11 protein-coding genes are annotated in these 16703 nt (G+C 75.2%); 2 read left to right on the top strand and 9 right to left on the bottom strand.

Translation table 11 applies throughout. The features are described 5' to 3' along the window. The first annotated feature begins 152 nt into the window (after positions 1–152). Positions 153–413 carry a hypothetical protein gene (locus ACIOD1_RS07455; protein WP_365617432.1) on the top strand — a complete coding sequence of 87 codons (261 nt, stop codon included), beginning with the start codon at positions 153–155 and terminating at the stop codon, positions 411–413. A gap of 92 nt (positions 414–505) precedes the next feature. Here ACIOD1_RS07455 and ACIOD1_RS07450 read toward each other — a convergent pair whose 3' ends face one another. After that, positions 506–1225, bottom strand: a complete 720-nt coding sequence (locus ACIOD1_RS07450; RefSeq protein ID WP_401900844.1) for a hypothetical protein — start codon at positions 1223–1225, stop codon at positions 506–508. A gap of 56 nt (positions 1226–1281) precedes the next feature. Continuing rightward, positions 1282–2325, bottom strand: a complete 1044-nt coding sequence (locus ACIOD1_RS07445) for a LuxR C-terminal-related transcriptional regulator (RefSeq protein ID WP_401900842.1) — start codon at positions 2323–2325, stop codon at positions 1282–1284. A gap of 269 nt (positions 2326–2594) precedes the next feature. Between ACIOD1_RS07445 and ACIOD1_RS07440 the strand changes: the two genes are divergently transcribed. After that, positions 2595–2822, top strand: coding sequence for a helix-turn-helix transcriptional regulator (locus ACIOD1_RS07440; RefSeq protein ID WP_365617438.1), 228 nt, complete (start codon positions 2595–2597; stop codon positions 2820–2822). On the opposite strand, the gene ACIOD1_RS07435 is transcribed toward ACIOD1_RS07440, so the two are convergent. The 7 genes from ACIOD1_RS07435 to ACIOD1_RS07405 form a co-directional block, all read right to left on the bottom strand. Continuing rightward, on the bottom strand, positions 2816–4150 hold the full coding sequence (locus ACIOD1_RS07435) for an MFS transporter (RefSeq protein WP_401900840.1): 1335 nt from the start codon (positions 4148–4150) through the stop codon (positions 2816–2818). The two genes, ACIOD1_RS07440 and ACIOD1_RS07435, sit on opposite strands and share 7 nt — an antisense overlap. 47 nt (positions 4151–4197) lie before the next feature. Continuing rightward, positions 4198–5763: an amino acid adenylation domain-containing protein gene (locus ACIOD1_RS07430; RefSeq protein WP_401900838.1), complete on the bottom strand. Its 1566-nt coding sequence runs from the start codon at positions 5761–5763 to the stop codon at positions 4198–4200. A gap of 55 nt (positions 5764–5818) precedes the next feature. Beyond that, positions 5819–9043, bottom strand: coding sequence for an amino acid adenylation domain-containing protein (locus tag ACIOD1_RS07425; RefSeq protein WP_365617444.1), 3225 nt, complete (start codon positions 9041–9043; stop codon positions 5819–5821). 18 nt (positions 9044–9061) lie between these two features. Further along, positions 9062–12301, bottom strand: coding sequence for an amino acid adenylation domain-containing protein (locus tag ACIOD1_RS07420; RefSeq protein WP_401900837.1), 3240 nt, complete (start codon positions 12299–12301; stop codon positions 9062–9064). Continuing rightward, positions 12298–14127 carry a condensation domain-containing protein gene (locus tag ACIOD1_RS07415; protein ID WP_401900836.1) on the bottom strand — a complete coding sequence of 610 codons (1830 nt, stop codon included), beginning with the start codon at positions 14125–14127 and terminating at the stop codon, positions 12298–12300. Before ACIOD1_RS07415 ends, ACIOD1_RS07420 begins: the two co-directional genes overlap by 4 nt. Next, entirely contained in the window at positions 14120–14344 is a 225-nt protein-coding gene (locus ACIOD1_RS07410; protein WP_365617450.1) for an MbtH family protein, read from the bottom strand. Before ACIOD1_RS07410 ends, ACIOD1_RS07415 begins: the two co-directional genes overlap by 8 nt. 90 nt (positions 14345–14434) lie before the next feature. Then, a complete protein-coding gene (locus ACIOD1_RS07405) occupies positions 14435–16702 on the bottom strand; it encodes a pyridoxal-phosphate dependent enzyme (RefSeq protein ID WP_365617452.1) in 2268 nt (755 codons plus the stop codon). Position 16703: the final 1 nt, after the last annotated feature.

The following is a 16703-nucleotide window of genomic DNA, read 5'->3' as shown; positions in this document are numbered from 1 at the left end:
CCCTCACCTTAGCGCCAGGCAGTTTGATGAGCAGCCGGATTCGCCGCCGGAACACCCCGTGCACGGCAAGGTTGGTCATGCACCGACCAGGCGCGGACGGCCCACGAAGCGGTCCGCGTCCGCACCAGACCACTCGCATACCTGGGGAACCCATGCTCAAGCGATACGTGATCGCCCTGTCCGTCACCGCGTCCGTCCTGCTGCTGCCGGCCGCCGGCGCCGCTCAGGCCGCCGACGACACCACGGCCGCTCCGGCCGCGACCACCGCGACGGCCACTGCCGGGGGGCAGACCACCACCACGGCCCAGACGCCGCGCCAGATACGTACGCCCAACGGCGCCGTGGTGACGGTCGGCACGACGTCGAGCACCCACCGGGTGAGCGACCCGACCGACAGCTCCTGGGGCGGCTGACCACGCCGGCCCGGAAGGGCCCGGTCAAAAGGGGGGAGGGAGGCTCGCGGACGCGAGCCTCCCTCCCCCCTTTGTTGCCCCCCCCGGCGCGGTCAGCCCTCCCGGCTCAGCAGGGAGATGACGGCGTAGCGGGCCCGTGGCGTGCACGCGGCGCGGCGCGACCAACGGGCCGGGACGTACAGCACCTCGCCGGGCAACAGGCGACACTGGAAGGAACGCGGCAGGCCGTCCTCGCCCGGACCGGCCAGCTGCCAGGTCACGGCGCCGGCGATCTGGTGGATCAGCAGGTGTTCCCGGCCGTCGGCCCGTTCGGCGGCTGCCACCCAGGCGCCGTCGGGCGCCGCGTCCGGTCCGCCCGGCGCGGCGCCGGCGCCCTCCACCCGGTCCAGTCGGACCGACAGCCCGGTCAGGGAGCCGAGTTCGCCGGTGAACCGCTCCACCTGCGCCCGGCGCACGTCGTCGCCGCCCGGCGTCGTGTCGGCTTCCGCAGCGGATTCCGCTTCCGACTCCGCTTCGGGCTCCGCGCGGAGGTCCGAGTCGGAATCCGGGTCGGCTTCCGCGTCGGATTCCGCGTCGTCGCCGAACGCCGGGTTGTCGTACTCGGGCCACAGGACACCGGGTGCCCGGTCCAGGTGGACCGAGAGGAACAGGGCGATCTCCCGCAGGTGCGGGGCCTCCTGCTCACGGCCTTCGTCCGGCATGTCCATTACGCGCCCCTCTTGCTCCGCCGACTGTCTGCCGGGCCGCGCCGCGCACGCGCCGGGCTGCGGCACGTTCGCGGCGGGGCCCCACAGCTCCCATCGCAGCAGCATGCGACACGTTCCCCGTCTGACGACAGACACGAGAACGCGTGACAGGCGCCACGGGATCAGCCGACGTCGGGCTCCCCCTCGCGATCGGCGGCGGAATCGACCTCGGAACCGGCCTCGGCCTCCAGGTCCAGCAGGCCGCGCGCCGCGGCGGCCACGCCCGCCTGGAAGCGGCTGCCCGCGCCCAACTCCTGCATGATGTCGGCGATGTGCCGCCGGGCCGTGCGCAGCGACATCCCCAGGCGCCGGGCGATGGCCTCGTCCTTCAACCCGGCCGCGAGCAGCCGGATGATCGTCTCGTGGATCTCCCGGGCCACCTCTTCGAGCCCCTGGCCCGCGGCGGCCGAGAACGGCGAGGCCAGGTCCCAGGTCTGGTCGAAGATGTCGCAGAGGTAGGCGACCGTCGAGGGTTCGCGCACCACCACGGCGCCCCAGCTGCCGTCGGCGACGGGTATGAAGGCCAGTTCGCGGTCGAAGGCGATGAGCCGGCCGAAGAGCTCGTGCGCCGTACGGTACTGGGCCCCCAGGGCGGAGGCGGCCGCCACGTACGCCTGGCTCGGTCCGTTGAAGCGGGCCGTGTGGTGGTAGAGGGTCCGGATGGAGATCCCCCGCTGGAGCATGGCCTCGTCCCGCCTCAGCGCCTCCTGCATCGCCTCCGGGACCCGGCTGCCACCCCCGGGCTGCGAGCTGAGCATCTCGGTCGTGCAGGCGAGGGAGGCCCGGTTGAGCGCCCCGCGCACCTCCTCCAGGTTCTCCAGGACCTCCAGCGAATCCCCCGCCGAGCGACGACCCAGGTAGTGGGGCAGGAAGCGCCCCAGGTCCTCGCGGATCCCACTGATCGCCCGCTGCTGCTCGCGGATCTGCGCCTCCAGGGGCGCGACGAGCTGCTCGGCGGCGGTGTCCGGGGCCACCGCGAAGGCCACCGACGGATCCCCCGGACTCACGTGCAGCAGGCGGGCGGCGCGCAGCCGCGCCACGCTGCGCCGCACCTCTTCGGCTTCGCGCCCCGTACCGGCTGCCACCGCGTCCACGTTCACCGTGCGGTGTTCGAGGACCCAGCCGTAGACATCGATGTCGACGTCGACATCATTCGGATCGGACACCACGTCAGATGTTTGCATTGGCCCACTTCGCCCTTTTCGCCCCCGGTCGCTTTACTGCCAGGCACTTTGGTGAGGTGCCCGCCCCCTGGCGTCAGGATATGCAGGACGAAAGTCTGTACCTGACGAACGACAGTCGATGCCCGGCCACTTCAGGTCCCCCAACGGCCGAAACGGCGCGATCCCGCCGAGCGGGATCACGCCGTCTGCCGGTCGGGGCGCCGCGGCCCGACGTCCACCCCTCATCATCGATCAGGAAAACGGAGCCCCCCATGCTCGACACCACGCTCATCGCCCCCGCGCCGGAGCTGCCCACCCTGACCCCCCGCGAGCAGGAGGTGCTCGCCTACCTCGCGCAGGGCGACACGTACCGGATGATCGCCCGCCGGATGGGGCTGAGCCCGCACACGGTCGACACCTACCTCCGTCGGCTGCGCAGCAAGACCGGCACGGTCAACCGCACCCAGCTCACCCACATCGCCTTCCGGCTCGGCTACTGAGCCGGCCCGGGGGTCGCGGTCAGCGGGTCCGGGGCCGCGTCCTCGAAGTCACGCATCCGGCGCAGCGGGGAGCAGAGCAGAACCAGCGGGGCGGCCGACAGGGCGGCGGCGCACAGCCACAGCGCGTCGCGCACGCCCAGGAGTTCACCGAGGACGCCCGCCAGCAGGCCGCTCAGCGGCAGGACGCCCCACACCAGGAAGCGCATGGTGGCGGTCATCCGGCCCAGCAGGTGCGGCGGGCAGACCGTCTGCCGGTAGGTGACCTGGCAGATGTTGTACACGGTCACGCCGGCCGACTGGACCAGTGACCCGAGCACGAACAGGCCGATGCGCCAGTCGTCGTCGGCCAGCGGCAGCAGCAGCCCGAAGGGCATGGTCAGCAGCAGGGACAGCCAGGTGAGGCGCGCCGCGCCGACGGCCCGGGTCAGCCGGTCCGCGGCCGTGGCCGCGAGCACCGAGCCGATCGTGGCCGTCGTCAGGACCCAGCCGACGGCGGCGGGCGCCAGCCCCACCGTCCGGGTCAGGAAGAGCACCTCGATGGCCATCACGGCGCTGAGGAACAGGTTGACGGCGGCCGTGTTCAGGGCGATCAGCCGCAGGATCCGGTGGCCCAGGACGTAGGCGAGCCCCTCGCGGATGTCGCGCAGCAGGTGCTTGGGCGGGGCGGGCGCCGGCTTCTCCTCGCGGGCCTCGATCCGGCCGAGCAGCACCACGGAGACCAGCGAGGTGACGGCCTGGCCGGCCAGGGTCCCGGCGGCGCCGAACAGTTGCACCAGGAAGCCGGCGATGCCGGGGCCGGCGAACTCCGCCCCGGAACGCACGGTCTCCAGCTTGGAGTTGCCCGCGATCAGGGTGTCCCGGCCGATGAGGGTCGGCAGGTAGCTCTGGTCGGCGACGTCGCCGAACAGCCGGGCGCACCCGAGGAGCAGGGCGCCCACGTACAGCAGCGTCATGGAGTGCAGGTCGAGCAGGTAGGCCACGGGCAGCGCGGTCAGCAGGACCGTGCGGGCCAGGTCGGCGGCCATCATCACGCGTCGTCTGCGCATGCGGTCGACCCAGGCCCCGGCGGGCAGGCCGAGCAGCAGGAACGCCGCGTGTTCCGCGGCGGCCAGCAGGCCCGCCTGCATCGCCGAGGCGTTCAGGGTGAGCACGGCCATCAGCGGCAGGGCGACGTAGGTGATGCTGCCGCCCAGCTCGTTGCAGATGTGCGAGGACATGAAGAGGCGGAAGTCCCGGCGCTGTCGGCGCTCCGGGGCCGCCCCGGCCGCCGTGTCCGCCGGAGCGGCGGGTTCGGGGGCGGGGGCGGACTCGTCGGTGGTGACGGACACGGGTGCGTTCCTTGTCTGGTCGCGGACGGGGTCCGCGGGCTGCCGGCTCATCGGGGTTCGGGGGCGGGGAGCGCCCGGGGGTCGAGCTTGCCACCGGGGGTCCGCGGCAGCCGGTCCATCAGCGTCACCGTGGCCGGTACGAGGTATCCGGGCACGCGGGCCAGGAGGTGGCGGCGCAGCTCCTCGGAGGTGAGGGGGCTGCCGGGGGCGACGGCGGCCCAGGCGGCCACCTGCCGGCCGCCGGGCGCGGTGACGGCGCGGGCCACGACGTCGAGGACGTCGGGGTGGGCCGCCACGGCCGCCTCGACCTCCTTGAGCTCGACGCGGTGGCCCCGGATCTTGACCTGGTCGTCGGCGCGGCCGAGGAAGACGAGCGGGCCGCCGGCCGTGCGCGTGACCCGGTCGCCCGTGCGGTACATGCGCTCGCCGGGTCCCTCGGCGAAGGGGTCGGCGACGAACCGTTCGGAGGTCAGCGCCGGCCGGCCGTGGTAGCCGCGCGCCAGGCAGGCCCCGGCGAGGTACAGCTCGCCCGCCGCGCCGGGGGGCGTCTCGCGCAGCTCCTCGTCCAGGACGTAGGCGCGTACGCCGGCGAGGGGTTCACCGAGCGGGATCACCTCGTCGCCCGCGAAGCCGGCCAGTTCCGGCGGCGCCGGCTCGTACGAGGTGGCGGTGATCGTGGACTCCGTGAGGCCGTAGCAGCTGATCACGGGCGGGCCGCCGGCGGCGTTCCAGCGGACCAGGTCGGCGGTCCGGCCGGCGTCGCTGCCGATCACCACAAGGCGCAGGGCCCCGGGCAGCGGGCGCGGGGCGCGCTCCACGTCCTTGGCCCACTGCGCCCAGTAGGGGGTGGGGAGGTTGACGACGCTGACCCCGTGCTCGGTGAGGAACGGCTCCAGTTCGGCGGGCGAGAGGACGTTGTCCCGGACGAAGACGGCCGTGCCGCCCGTGCACCAGGTGGGCAGGGCCTCCTCCAGACAGACGTCGAAGGCGGGCGCGGCGAACTGCAGGATCCGGTCCCCGGCGGTCAGCCCGTAGCGTCCCGCCAGGCTGTGGACCTGCGCGGCGAGTCCGGCGTGGCCGACCGCGACGGGTTTGGGCTGCCCGGTGGAGCCGGAGGTGAAGAGCACGTAGGCCAGGGAACCCGGGGCGACGTGGACCGGCGGTTCCGGCGCCCCGGCGGGCGCGGTCGACGGCGTGGAGCCCGTCGCAGCCGTCGCCGCCGTCGCCGCCCAGAACAGCTCGGTCCCCGTGCGGCGTTGCAGCGCCGCCGCCGCGTACGTGTCCGGGGCCACCGCGTGCCGGGTTCCCGCGGCGCGCAGCAGGGTGCGCAGCCGCTCGTCGGGGGCGTCGAGGTCCACCAGCAGGGGGGCCGCGCCCGCGTACCAGATGCCCAGCAGCCCCACCGCCCAGTGGATCCCCCGACGCGCCCCCAGGAGCACGGTGTCCTCCGGTCCGGCGCCGGCGGCGCGCAGCTCCCGGGCCACCGCGCGGGCCCGCCGGTCGAACTGGCGGTACGTCAGTTCCCCCTCGGGGGCCAGGACCGCCGTGGCGCAGGGCGTGAGTGCGGCCCGCTGCGCGATGCGCAGGGGTACGGGGGTGTCGGTGCGGGTCATCGTGCTGGTCTCTCCTCGGTGGTGCGGGCGGGCGCTGCGCGGGGGCGCGGCGGGGTCAGTCCCGGTCACGGGAGCGGGGGCGCAGGGCGGGGCGGGCGGGTGCGGCGGCCTCGGACGCGGGGGCGGCCAGGCGGGCGGCGACTCCCGCAGGGGTGGGGGTCTCGAAGAGGTCGCGGATGTTCAGCCGGACGCCGAGGTCGGTGGTGATGCGGCCGGTCAGCCGGGTGGCGAGGAGGGAGTGGCCGCCGTGGGCGAAGAAGTCGTCGTCCATGCCCGCCTCCTGGAGGCCGAGGACGGCGGCGAAGATCTCGCAGACCGCCTTCTCGGCGGGGGTGGAGGGCAGCCGTCCGGCCGGGCGGTGCACGGTGGCCGGGTCGGGGAGCGCCTTGCGGTCGAGCTTGCCGTTGACCGTGAGGGGGAACTCCGGCAGGTGCAGGAACAGCGACGGGACCATGTAGTTGGGCAGGGTCCGGCCGAGTTCGGCGCGGACCTCGTCGGTGGTGGGGGTCCCGGTGAAGTAGCAGACGAGCCGCTGTTGGCCCGCGTGGTCCCGGTCGACGGCGACGACGGCCTCACCGACGCCGGGCACGGCGCGCAGCGCGGTCTCCACCTCGCCGAGTTCGATGCGGTTGCCCCGGATCTTGACCTGGTGGTCCTGGCGGCCGAGGAAGTCGAGCTGGCCGTCGGCCCGCATCCGGGCGAGGTCGCCGGTGCGGTACATGCGGCTGCCGGGCTCGGCGGTGAAGGGGTCGGGGACGTAGCGCTCGCTGGTGCGGCGGGGGTCGCGCAGGTATCCGGGGCCGACGCCGGTGCCGCCGATGAAGAGTTCGCCGGGCACGCCGGGCGGTACGGGGGCGAGCGCGGCGTCGAGGAGGTAGAGGGTGTTGTTGCGCAGCGGCCGGCCGACGGGCAGCCGGCCGTGTTCCAGCTGGGCGTGGACGTCGGGGCCGATGAAGGCGTGGGTGTTGTCGTCGGAGCACTCGGTGAGGCCGTAGGCGTTGACGATCGCCGCGGCCGGGTGGCGCGCGTACCAGCGGGTGCACAGTTCGGGCGGCAGGACCTCGCCGTTGACGATGAACCAGCGCAGCTCGGGCAGGGCCGGGGGTTGGACGCCGGTGTCCCACAGGTCGACGGCGGCGCGGACGAAGGAGGGGACCGTCTCCAGGACGGTGATCCCCCGGCGGGCGGCGTCGTCGAACAGGGCGGCGGGGTCGCGGGCCGTGTCGCGGGTGACGAGGTGGACCTGTCCGCCGGTGATCAGCGGGGCGAGGATCTGCCACACGGAGATGTCGAAGGTGAGCGGGGCGTTCATGACGACGCGGTCGCCGTCCCCGAGGTCGAGGTCCTCGACCTTGGCCAGGAGGTGGTTGTTCATGCCCCGGCGGTGGACCATGGCGCCCTTGGGCTTGCCCGTGGAGCCGGAGGTGAAGCAGACGTAGGCGAGCGCGTCGGGTCCGCCGGCCGGCGCGGGGCGCCCGGTCGGGGCGGCGGCCGTGTCGTCGAGGACGAGGACGGGCAGGCCGCCGGGGACGGCGGCGGCGATCTCCTCGGCGCGGGCGCGCTGTTCGGGGGCGGCCAGCAGCCGGGCGATCCCGCCGGTGGCGAGCAGCTCGGCGGTACGGGTGACCGGTCCCTCGGGGTCGAGGGGGACGTAGGCCGCTCCGGAGGCCAGGATGCCGAGCATCGCGACGGGGACGCGGGCGGTGGGCTCGCTGAGCACGGCCACCAGGTCGCCGGGGCGGACGCCGTCGGCGAGCAGGATCGGGGCCAGGGCGTCGGCGCGGGCGACGAGGGTCGCGTAGCTCAGCTCGCGGCCGGTGTCGTCGGTGACGGCGACGGCGTCGGGGCGGCGCTCGGCCTGCCGCCGGACGCGGTCGACGACCTCCGCGTAGCGCTCGTCGCGGGCGGTGTCGTTCCATTCGACCAGGACGCGGTGGCGTTCGGCGGGCGAGAGCAGGTCCACGGCGCCCGCCGGGCAGGACGGGTCCTCCGCGACGGCTTCCAGCAGCCGGGCGAGGCGCTCCAGCAGGGCTTGGGCGGTGTCCCGCTCGAAGACGTCGGGCCGGTAGTCGATCTGGAGGCGCAGCCGGGTGCCGGGGATGGCGGTGAGCGAGAGCGGGTAGTGGGCGGCGTCGTGGGGGTCCACGCCGGTGACTTCGAGCCCGCCCGCGCCGAGGGCGGCGAGCCCGGCGGCGTCCACCGGGTAGTTCTGGAAGGCGACGCAGGAGTCGAAGAGTTCCCCGGCGCCGGCCAGCCGCTGGATCTCGACGAGACCCAGGTGGTGGTGGTCGATCAGCCGCGCCTGCTCGTCCTGGAGCCGCTCGAACAGGGCGATGAGGGGTTCGGCGGGGTCGATCCGCACGCGGACCGGCACGGTGTTGATGCACAGGCCCACGATGTCCGCGACGCCGGCCAGTTCGGGGTCGCGTCCGCTGACGACGGCGCCGAAGACCACGTCCTCGGAGCGGACCTGTCGGCCCAGCAGGACCGCCCAGGCTCCCTGGAGGAGGGTTCCGGGGGTGATCCGGTGCTCGCGCGCGAGGGCGGTGAGGCGTTCGGTCAGGGTCTGCGGCAGGTACGTCTCGACGCGGTCGGGCAGGACCGGGGCGGGCGGCGGGGACACGGGCGCGGTGCGGGTCCCGCCCGCCAGGCCGTCCAGGGCGCGGGTCCAGGCGTCCTGGGCGGCAGCCGTGTCGCGGCTGTGGAGCCGGTTCAGGAAGGAGGAGTAGGGGGTGACCGGGCCGAGGGGGGCGTCGTCGGCGTCGTGCAGGGCAAGGAGTTCGCGCACGAGGACGGGCCAGGACCAACCGTCCATCAGGATGTGGTGGTAGGTCAGCAGCAGCCGGTGGGACAGCGGGCCGGTGCGGACGAGGGTGAAGCGCAGCAGGGGCGGTCGGGCGAGGTCGAAGCGCTCGGCCCGGTCCGCCTCCAGCAGGGTCAGGGTGGCGGCGGCGCGGTCGGCCTCGGAGTGCCCGGACAGGTCCGCCTCCCGCCAGGGGGCGCGTACGCCGCGCTGGACGACCTGGGCGGGTTCGCCGGTGGCGCGGCGCAGGAAGCCGGCGCGGAGGTTGGCGTGCCGTTCCAGCACGGTGTCGGCGGCGGCGCGCAGCCGGATCGCGTCGAGGGGGCCGGAGAGGTCCAGGAGCAGTTGGGCGACGTAGACGTCGCGGGCCTCCTCGTCGAAGAGGGCGTGGAAGAGGATGCCGTCCTGGAGCGGGGACAGCGGCAGGACGTCTTCGACGAGGGAGCGGGTGGCGGGGGCGGACGGCGGCTGGTTCACGGGGTGTTCCTTCTGTGGTCAGGCGGACTGGGTGCGGCGGGCGCGGCGGACGATCGGCGGCTCCTGCGCGGCGGCGTCGATCGCGCCGTCGGCCCGGGCGGCGGTCAGCGCGGCGGCCAGTCCGGCGACGGTGGGGTCGGTGAAGAAGCTGCGGATGCCGACGACGGCGCCGAACCGGGCCCGGACCTCCGCGAGCAGTCGGGTGGCGAGCAGGGAGTGCCCGCCGAGGTCGAAGAAGCCGTCGTGCACGCCGACGCCCTCCTGGCCCAGGAGCCGCTCCCAGATCGCGCACAGGGCGCGTTCCTCGTCGGTGCGCGGGTCCTGGTGGGTGCCCGCGCCACCCGTCGTCGCCGGGTCCGGGGCGGGCAGGGCGACCGTGTCGGTCTTGCCGTTGGCCGTGACGGGGAAGGCGTCGAGCAGGGTGATCGTGGTGGGCACCATGTAGTCGGGCAGCCGGGTGCGCAGGTGCTCGCGCAGTGCGTGCGCGGTGGGTGCGGGGGCGCCCTCGGCGGGGACCGCGTAGCCCGCCAGCGCGGGACCGGCAGCCGTGTCCACGACGGTGACGGCGGCCTGGCCCACGGCCGGGTGGGCGGCGAGGGCGTGCTCGATCTCGCCGGGCTCGATGCGCAGTCCGCGGATCTTGACCTGGCGGTCGGCGCGGCCGAGGTACTCGACCCGTCCGTCGGTGTTCCAGCGGGCGAGGTCGCCGGTGCGGTACATGCGGGCGCCCGGGGGGCCATACGGGCAGGCCACGAAGCGTTCCGCGGTCAGCGCGGCGCGGTCGACGTAGCCCCGCGCGAGTCCGGCGCCCGCGATGTACAGCTCGCCGGTGACCCCGGGCGCCACGAGGCCGAGCCGCTCGTCGAGGACGTGCAGGCGCGTGCCGTCGAGCGGGCGGCCGATCGGGACCGACCCCTGGGGTGCCCGCGCGCCGGGCGCGAGGGCGTGGGTCGCGGCGAAGGTGGTGGTCTCGGTGGGGCCGTAGGCGTTGGTGACCGTGGTGTCGGGGCAGGCCTCGCGAACCCGGCGGACCATGGACGGGGAGGCGGCCTCCCCACCGGTCATCACCTCGCGCAGCGAGCCGAGTTCGGCCGGGTGGCGGTCGGCGAGGACGTTGAAGAGGGTGGCGGTCAGGAAGGTGCCGGTGACCCCTTCCTCGGCCATCAGCCGGGCCAGCCCCTCGACGTCGAGGTCGCCGGGCGGGGCCACGACGACGAGGCCGCCGTTCAGGAGCGGCACCCACATTTCGTACGTGGAGGCGTCGAAGGCGTGCGGGGAGCGGAACAGGACCCGCTCGTGCGCGCCGCCCCGCCAGCGCCGGTCGGTGGCGAGGGCGACGACCTCGCGGTGGGCCACGGCCACGCCCTTGGGGGCGCCGGTGGAGCCGGAGGTGTACATCAGGTAGGCGAGCGCGTCCGGGTGCCCCGCCGGGGCGGCCGCCGTGGTGGGCGCGTCGGGCGCGGTCGGGTCGGCGGGCGCGGTGGGGTCGGCGTCGTCCGGGCGCAGGACGTGGCGCGGGCCCGCCGGCAGGGGCTCCGCTTCGGGGGCGTCGGTGACGAGGACCGCCGCCCCGGCTCCGGCGATCACGGCCTCGGTACGGGCGCGGGGGGCGCGGGCGTCCAGCGGCAGGTAGGCGGCGCCGGCCTTGAGGATGCCCAGGCAGGCGGCGACGAGGTCGGCCGAGCGGTCCATCCGTACGGCGACGACCTCGCCCGGGCGCACGCCGAGGGTCCGCAGCCGCCCGGCGATCCGGTCGGCCCGGGCGTCGAGTTCGGCGTACGTGGTCTCGTGGCCCGCGCAGCGCACGGCGGGCCGGTCGGGGTGGGCGGCGGCCCGCTCCGCGAACGCCTCGTGGACGGTGCGGGTGTCGGCGTCGACGGGGGCGCCCTGCCAGTGCTCCAGGAGGTCGGCGCGCTCGCCGGGCAGCAGGACGTCGAGCGCGGCGATCGGGGTGTGGGGGGCGCGGACGACGGCGCCGATCAGGTGGACGAGCCGGTCCAGCAGGCGCCGGGCCGTGGCCCCGTCGAACAGGTCGCTCGCGTACTCCAGGCCGAGGGCCAGGCCCCCGGGCTCGCCGGTGACCGGGTCGTGGAGCTCCTCGACCTCCAGGGTGAGGTCGAACTTGGCGGTGTCGGTGCGCACCGCTTCCAGCCGCGCCCGCAGCCCCGTGAAGGAGGGTGCGTCGGTCTCCGCGCGCTGGGCGGAGACGGCGACCTGGAAGAGCGGGTGGCGGGAGGGCGAGCGGGCCGGGTTGAGGCGTTCGACCAGGGATTCGAAGGGCAGCTCCTGGTGGGCGTACGTGTCCAGGGCGGCGGAGCGCACCCGGGCGAGCACCTCCGTGAAGGTGGGGTCTCCCGAGGTGTCGGCGCGCACGATCAGGGTGTTGACGAAGAGGCCGACGAGGTCGGTGAGGGCTTCGTCCTCGCGCCCGTCGACGGGGCAGCCGAGCGGCAGGTCGGTGCCGGCGCCGAGGCGGGTGAGCAGGGTCGCGAAGGCGGCCTGGACGGCCATGAACGGGGTGGCCCGGGCGCCCCGGGCCAGCGCGGCGAGGCCGGCGTGGACGGCGGCGTCGGTGCGGGTCTCCACCAGGGCGCCCCGGTGCCCGGCGACGGCCGGGCGGGGCCGGTCGGCGGGCAGCGCCAACTCCTCGGGCAGGCCGTCGAGGACCTCCGCCCAGTGGCCGAGCAACCGCGCGTGCAGCGAGTCGGGGTCCTGGGCCCGGCCGAGGACCTCGCGCTGCCACAGGGCGTAGTCCGGGTACTGGACGGTCAGTTCGGGCCACCGGGGCGGCAGGCCGGAGAGCCGGGCCGTGTAGGCGGCGGCGAGGTCGCGGACCAGGACGTTCAGGGAGTGGCCGTCGCCCGCGATGTGGTGCAGGACCAGGAGCAGGTAGTGGTCCTGGTCGCCGTCGGTGAAGAGGGCGGCGCGCAGGGGCGGTTCGGCGGCCAGGTCGAAGGGGCGGGCGGCGGCCTCCGCGGCCCGCGCGGCGCGTTCGTCGGGCGGGCAGGTGGTGACGGTGAGCGGGGGGACGGCGTCGGCGGCGTCCAGTACCCGCTGGTGGGGGCTGCCCGCCTCCTCCGGGAAGACGGTGCGCAAGGCTTCGTGGCGCCCGCTCACGTCCGCGAGGGCGGCGGCGAGTGCGGGTCGGTCGAGGACTCCGTGCAGGCTCAGTCCGGCGGGGATGTGGTAGAGCGCGCCGTCGGCTCCGTCGCGGGCGTGGAACCACAGCCGCTGCTGGGCGTGGGAGAGAGGGATCACAGCAGGGCTCCGAGCTGGGATTCGAAGGTGTCGAGGTCGGCCTGGCTGACCTGGGTGAGGGATACGTCGGAGGGGGTCAGTCCGCCCGCGTCCGGGCGTGCGGCGTGCAGGGCGACGGCGCGCAGCATGGTGAACCACTCGTGCGCGAGGTCGCGTACGCGCTCGGCCGGGAAGGCGTTGCCGGCCCAGGTCCAGGTCGCGCTGAGGGTGAGGCCGTCCGGGCCCTCGTGGGCGGCCGCGTTGACCTCGACGGCGTGGGCCATCGGGAGTCCTTCGTCGGCGTCGTCGAGGGCGAAGGCGTGCCCGGGTGCGGCGTCCCAGGGGGCGTCGCCGCCCATGGGGAACCGGCCGAGGTAGTTGAAGCCGATCTCGGGGACGCCGCGCGCGGCGAGGTCGGCCGCGGTGCGGGAGTTGAGGTGGCGCAGCAGTCCGAAGCCGATCCCCTTGTCCGGTACGGCGCGCAGTTCCTCCTTGACCAGGCGCAGGGCGGCGCCGACGGCGGGTCCGCCGGCGCGGGCCTCGTCGAGGTCGGGGCGGCCGAGGGCGAGGCGGACGGGGAAGACGGTGGTGAACCAGCCGACGGTGCGCGACAGGTCCAGGCCGTCGACGACGTCCTCCCGGCCGTGGCCCTCGACGTCGACGAGGACGGCGCCCTCCTCGTCCGTGCCCGCCTTCCCGTCCGCGCGGCGCCGGCCGAGCACGGCCAGGGCGAGGGCGGTCAGCAGGACGTCGTTGACAGTGCCGTTGACGAGGCCGGGCGCGGTGGTGAGCAGGGGGCCCGTCACCTCGGGACCCAGGGTGAGGGTGAGGGTGTTGTCCGCGCTCTCGGGGTCGAGGCCGCCGGGCGCCCGCACTCCGGCCAGCGGGTACGGGGCCGCGCGCAGGGCGGCGGCCCAGCGGCCCGCCTCGGCGGTGCGGCGGCCGGAGGTGGCCTCGGCGCGCAGCAGGTCGGCCCAGTGCGCGAAGGGGGTGTGGGCCGGTTCCAGCGCGGGTTCGCGGCCCTCGGCGAGCGCCGTCCAGCAGGCCCGCAGGTCGTCCTGGAGGATCCGCCAGGAGACGCCGTCCACGACGAGGTGGTGGACGACGAGCGCGAGCCGGCCCTGTCGCCCGGCTCCCCGGTCGAGGTGTACGGCGCGCAGCACGCGGCCGTCGCGGGGCGAGAGGAGCCGACGGGCCGCGCGCATCCGCTCCCGGGCCAGGGCCGGCAGTTCCTCGTCGTCGACCCCGTGGGCGTCGACGTGTTCCAGCAGCTCCGCCGCGGTCACGGAGCCGGCGGGCGGGACGAAGGCCTCGGCGCCGGGCGCGCCGATGCCGTCGGGCAGCCTCAGGCGGAGCGCCTCGTGGGTGTCGAGCAGGGCCTGGACGGTGCGTTCGGCCGCCGCGGCCCCGAAGCCGGGCGGGGTGCGCAGGACGAGCGACTGGTTGTACGTGTCGACGGGGCCGCCGAGTTCGCCGAGCCAGCCCATGATGGGCGTGGGCGCCAGCGGGCCGAGGCGGCGCGGGGGCGCGAGCGGTCCGGCGCCGTCCCGCACCCGGGCCTGGGCGAGGGCGGCGGCGGCGAGCGCGTGCACGCTCTCGGCGCGGAGCACGTCGCGGGTGCTGACGGCGAGTCCGGCCGTGCGGGCCCGACTGACGACCTGGATCGCCTGGATGCTGTCCCCGCCCAGCCCGGTGAAGCTGTGGGCCGGATCGACGTCGGTGAGGCCGAGGACGTCGGCGAAGAGGGCGCGCAGGGTCCGTACGGGGTCGACGTCGGCCGCGCGCCCGGTCCCGGCCGCGTGCCCGGTCTCGTCGGAGGGCTCGGAGCGGCGGGGGTGGTCAGCCACGGGGCGCGGTCCCGGCGAGGGCGGCCACCAGGGACGCGGGGCGCATGTCGGTCCAGACCCGCTCGACGTGGTCCAGGCAGGCCTGGCGGCCGTCGGGGCCGTGCACGACGCTCCAGCCGGCCGGGACGGCGTTGCCGGCGGGCCACAGGGAGTGCTGGAGCTCGTCGTTGCGGACCACGACGTAGGCGGCGTCGTCGTTCTCGAAGGGGTTGCTCATGGTGGGTCACCTCACGGGTCGGGGTGCGGCCGTACGGTCGTACGGCCACGTGATCGGTGGCGGGTTCGGTGGCGGGTTCGGTGGCGCGGGTCAGGCGCGGGACGGGGCCTCGACGTCGAGGCGGACCAGGGCGCGGGCCGCGTCGAGGGCCGCGTGCACCCCCTCGGGGTCCGGGTGGCGGGCGATCACGTGCCCGAGCCGGTCGGAGGCGCTGCGGGGCCTGCGGACGGAGGCGCCGGGGGCGGCGGTGACCAGCACCGACTCGACTCCGGCGACGGCGGCGGCGTCCCGGACGCCGTGGGCGGCCGTGAGGACTCCGTCGGCGTCGGCGAGGAGGAACTGGATCCCGGCGTGGCCGCCCGGCTCGGGCTTGAGGTCCGAAGGCAGGTCGAGGGCGGCGCGGAGCTGCTCCCCGAGGAGGTCGACCCCGGTGGCGAGCCGGATCAGTTCGGGGATCATGCCGCCGGCCGGGCGGGGGTTGATCTCGATGAGGGAGGGCCCGTCGGCGGTCAGCTTGACCTCGGTGTGGGTGGCCCCCAGCCGGATTCCGGCCGCGTCCAGGGCCGCCGTCACCGTCTCGGTGATCCGTTGGGCGGTGGCGGTCGGCAACGGCGCGGGGAACAGGTGGCGGTGCTCGACGAAGTACGGGGTCGCGGTCACCGACTTGGCGGTGATGCCGACGCACTCGGCGTGCCCGTCCCGGCTGAACATCTCGACGCTGTACTCCGGGGCGTCCAGGTACTCCTCGACCAGGACGGTGCGGGCCGTCGGCATCCCCCGCACGTTGGTGTCGATCGCGAGGATCCGCTCCGCGTGGGCCCGCGCCTGCGCCTCGTCGGCGCAGAGCAGGACGTTGGTGGACCCGGAGTCGTCGGCCGGCTTGACCACGCAGGGCAGTCCGGTGCGGGCGACGGCGTCCGCGACCTCGGCCGGGTCGCGGACGAGGGCGTACCGGGGCTGGCGGACCCCCGCGGCCCGCAGGGTCTCGCGCAGGGCGGACTTGTCGCGGCAGACGGTCACCGCCTCGGGCGGGTTGCCGGGCAGGACGAGCCACCGGGCCAGGCGGGCGGCGGCCGGTACGTAGAAGTCGCTGGTGGTGGTGACGCCCGCGATCTCCTCGCGGCGGAACCGCTCCTGGACGGCGGCGCGCAGGGCGGCGTCGGAGTTGGTGTCGCAGCGCACGACCTCGGCGCCGGTGGCCTCCAGCCCCCGGTAGCGGTCGGGGTCTCCGGTCAACAGGACGGGCACGACGCCCAGTTCGCGGGCGCCCTCCAGGGCGAGCATCCCGGTGCCGGTGGTGTTGGACTCCACGAACAGCAGGTGCCTGCGGATCCCGGCGGGCGGGCTGTAGGCGAGGCTGGACCAGGTCCGGGCGGTCCCGTCGGGGCCGAGGTCGGCCGGGGCGCTCGCGGTGGGCACCTCGCGCAGGGAGTGCGCGTCCCAGTGCTCCTCGTTGTAGACGGTGTCGGCGTAGCGGTCGCCGCGGTCGGGCAGGATGCCGACGATCCGGGTGCCGGGTTCGGCGCGCTCGGCGAGGTCGGTGAGGACCCGGTAGACGGAGCCCGAGGTGTTGCCGCCGAAGATCTGCTGCTCGCGGGCGAGGTCCCAGGTCGCGGCGAACGCCTCGTGGTCGTTGAGCCAGTGCACCTCGTCGACGAGGGTGCGGTCCAGGTTCTTGGGCAGCAGGCTGTTGCCCAGCCCGCTCTGCAGCCTTTGCGGTACGTCGGGTTGGCCGAAGAGGGCGCTGCCCACGCAGTCGACGCCGACCACGTGCAGGGCCGGCAGGCTCTCGCGCAGCGCTCGGGCGGTCCCGCACAGGGAGCCGCCGCTGCCGACGGCGCCGACCAGGGTGTCGAACCGGCCCAGGTCGTCGAGGAGTTCACCGGCGAGGGTGCGGTAGGCGCCGGGGTTGTCCGGGTTGGTGTACTGCTGCGGCCAGAAGGCGCCGGGCAGTTCTTCGAGGAGTTCGGCGAGCCGCTCCAGTCGGGCGCTCTGCCAGCCGTGGCTGGTCATGGCCTGGACGACGTGCACCCGGCAGCCCAGGGCGCGGAGTTTGGCGAGGGTGACGGGGTCGATGCGCGGGTCGGTGACGATGTGGACCTCGTGGCCCAGTGAGCGCCCGACGAGGGCGACGCCGAGGGCCATGGTCCCCGAGGAACTCTCGATGACGGGCGCGCCCGGACGCAGGGTGCCCAGCCGTCGGGCCTCCATCAGGATGTTGCGGGCGACGCGGTCCTTCATGGCGAAGAGGTTCTGCAACTCCAGCTTGGCGTACACCTCCACGCCGCGGGCCTCGCCCAGGCGCAGCCGGACCAGCGGGGTCGCGCCGATCGCGTCCGTCACGGTGTCGAACAGCATG

This window comes from Streptomyces sp. NPDC088097, from assembly GCF_044741845.1.
Classification (GTDB): domain Bacteria; phylum Actinomycetota; class Actinomycetes; order Streptomycetales; family Streptomycetaceae; genus Streptomyces.
This window is presented reverse-complemented; position numbering and strand designations above follow the sequence as displayed.

Coding starts and splice junctions, on each gene's coding strand:
- ACIOD1_RS07455 (WP_365617432.1), top strand. CDS start 153: ATGCTCAAGCGATACGTGATCGCCCTGTCCGTCACCGCGTCCGTCCTG.
- ACIOD1_RS07450 (WP_401900844.1), bottom strand. CDS start 1,225: ATGCTGCTGCGATGGGAGCTGTGGGGCCCCGCCGCGAACGTGCCGCAG.
- ACIOD1_RS07440 (WP_365617438.1), top strand. CDS start 2,595: ATGCTCGACACCACGCTCATCGCCCCCGCGCCGGAGCTGCCCACCCTG.
- ACIOD1_RS07430 (WP_401900838.1), bottom strand. CDS start 5,763: ATGACCCGCACCGACACCCCCGTACCCCTGCGCATCGCGCAGCGGGCC.
- ACIOD1_RS07410 (WP_365617450.1), bottom strand. CDS start 14,344: ATGAGCAACCCCTTCGAGAACGACGACGCCGCCTACGTCGTGGTCCGC.
- ACIOD1_RS07405 (WP_365617452.1), bottom strand. CDS start 16,702: ATGCTGTTCGACACCGTGACGGACGCGATCGGCGCGACCCCGCTGGTC.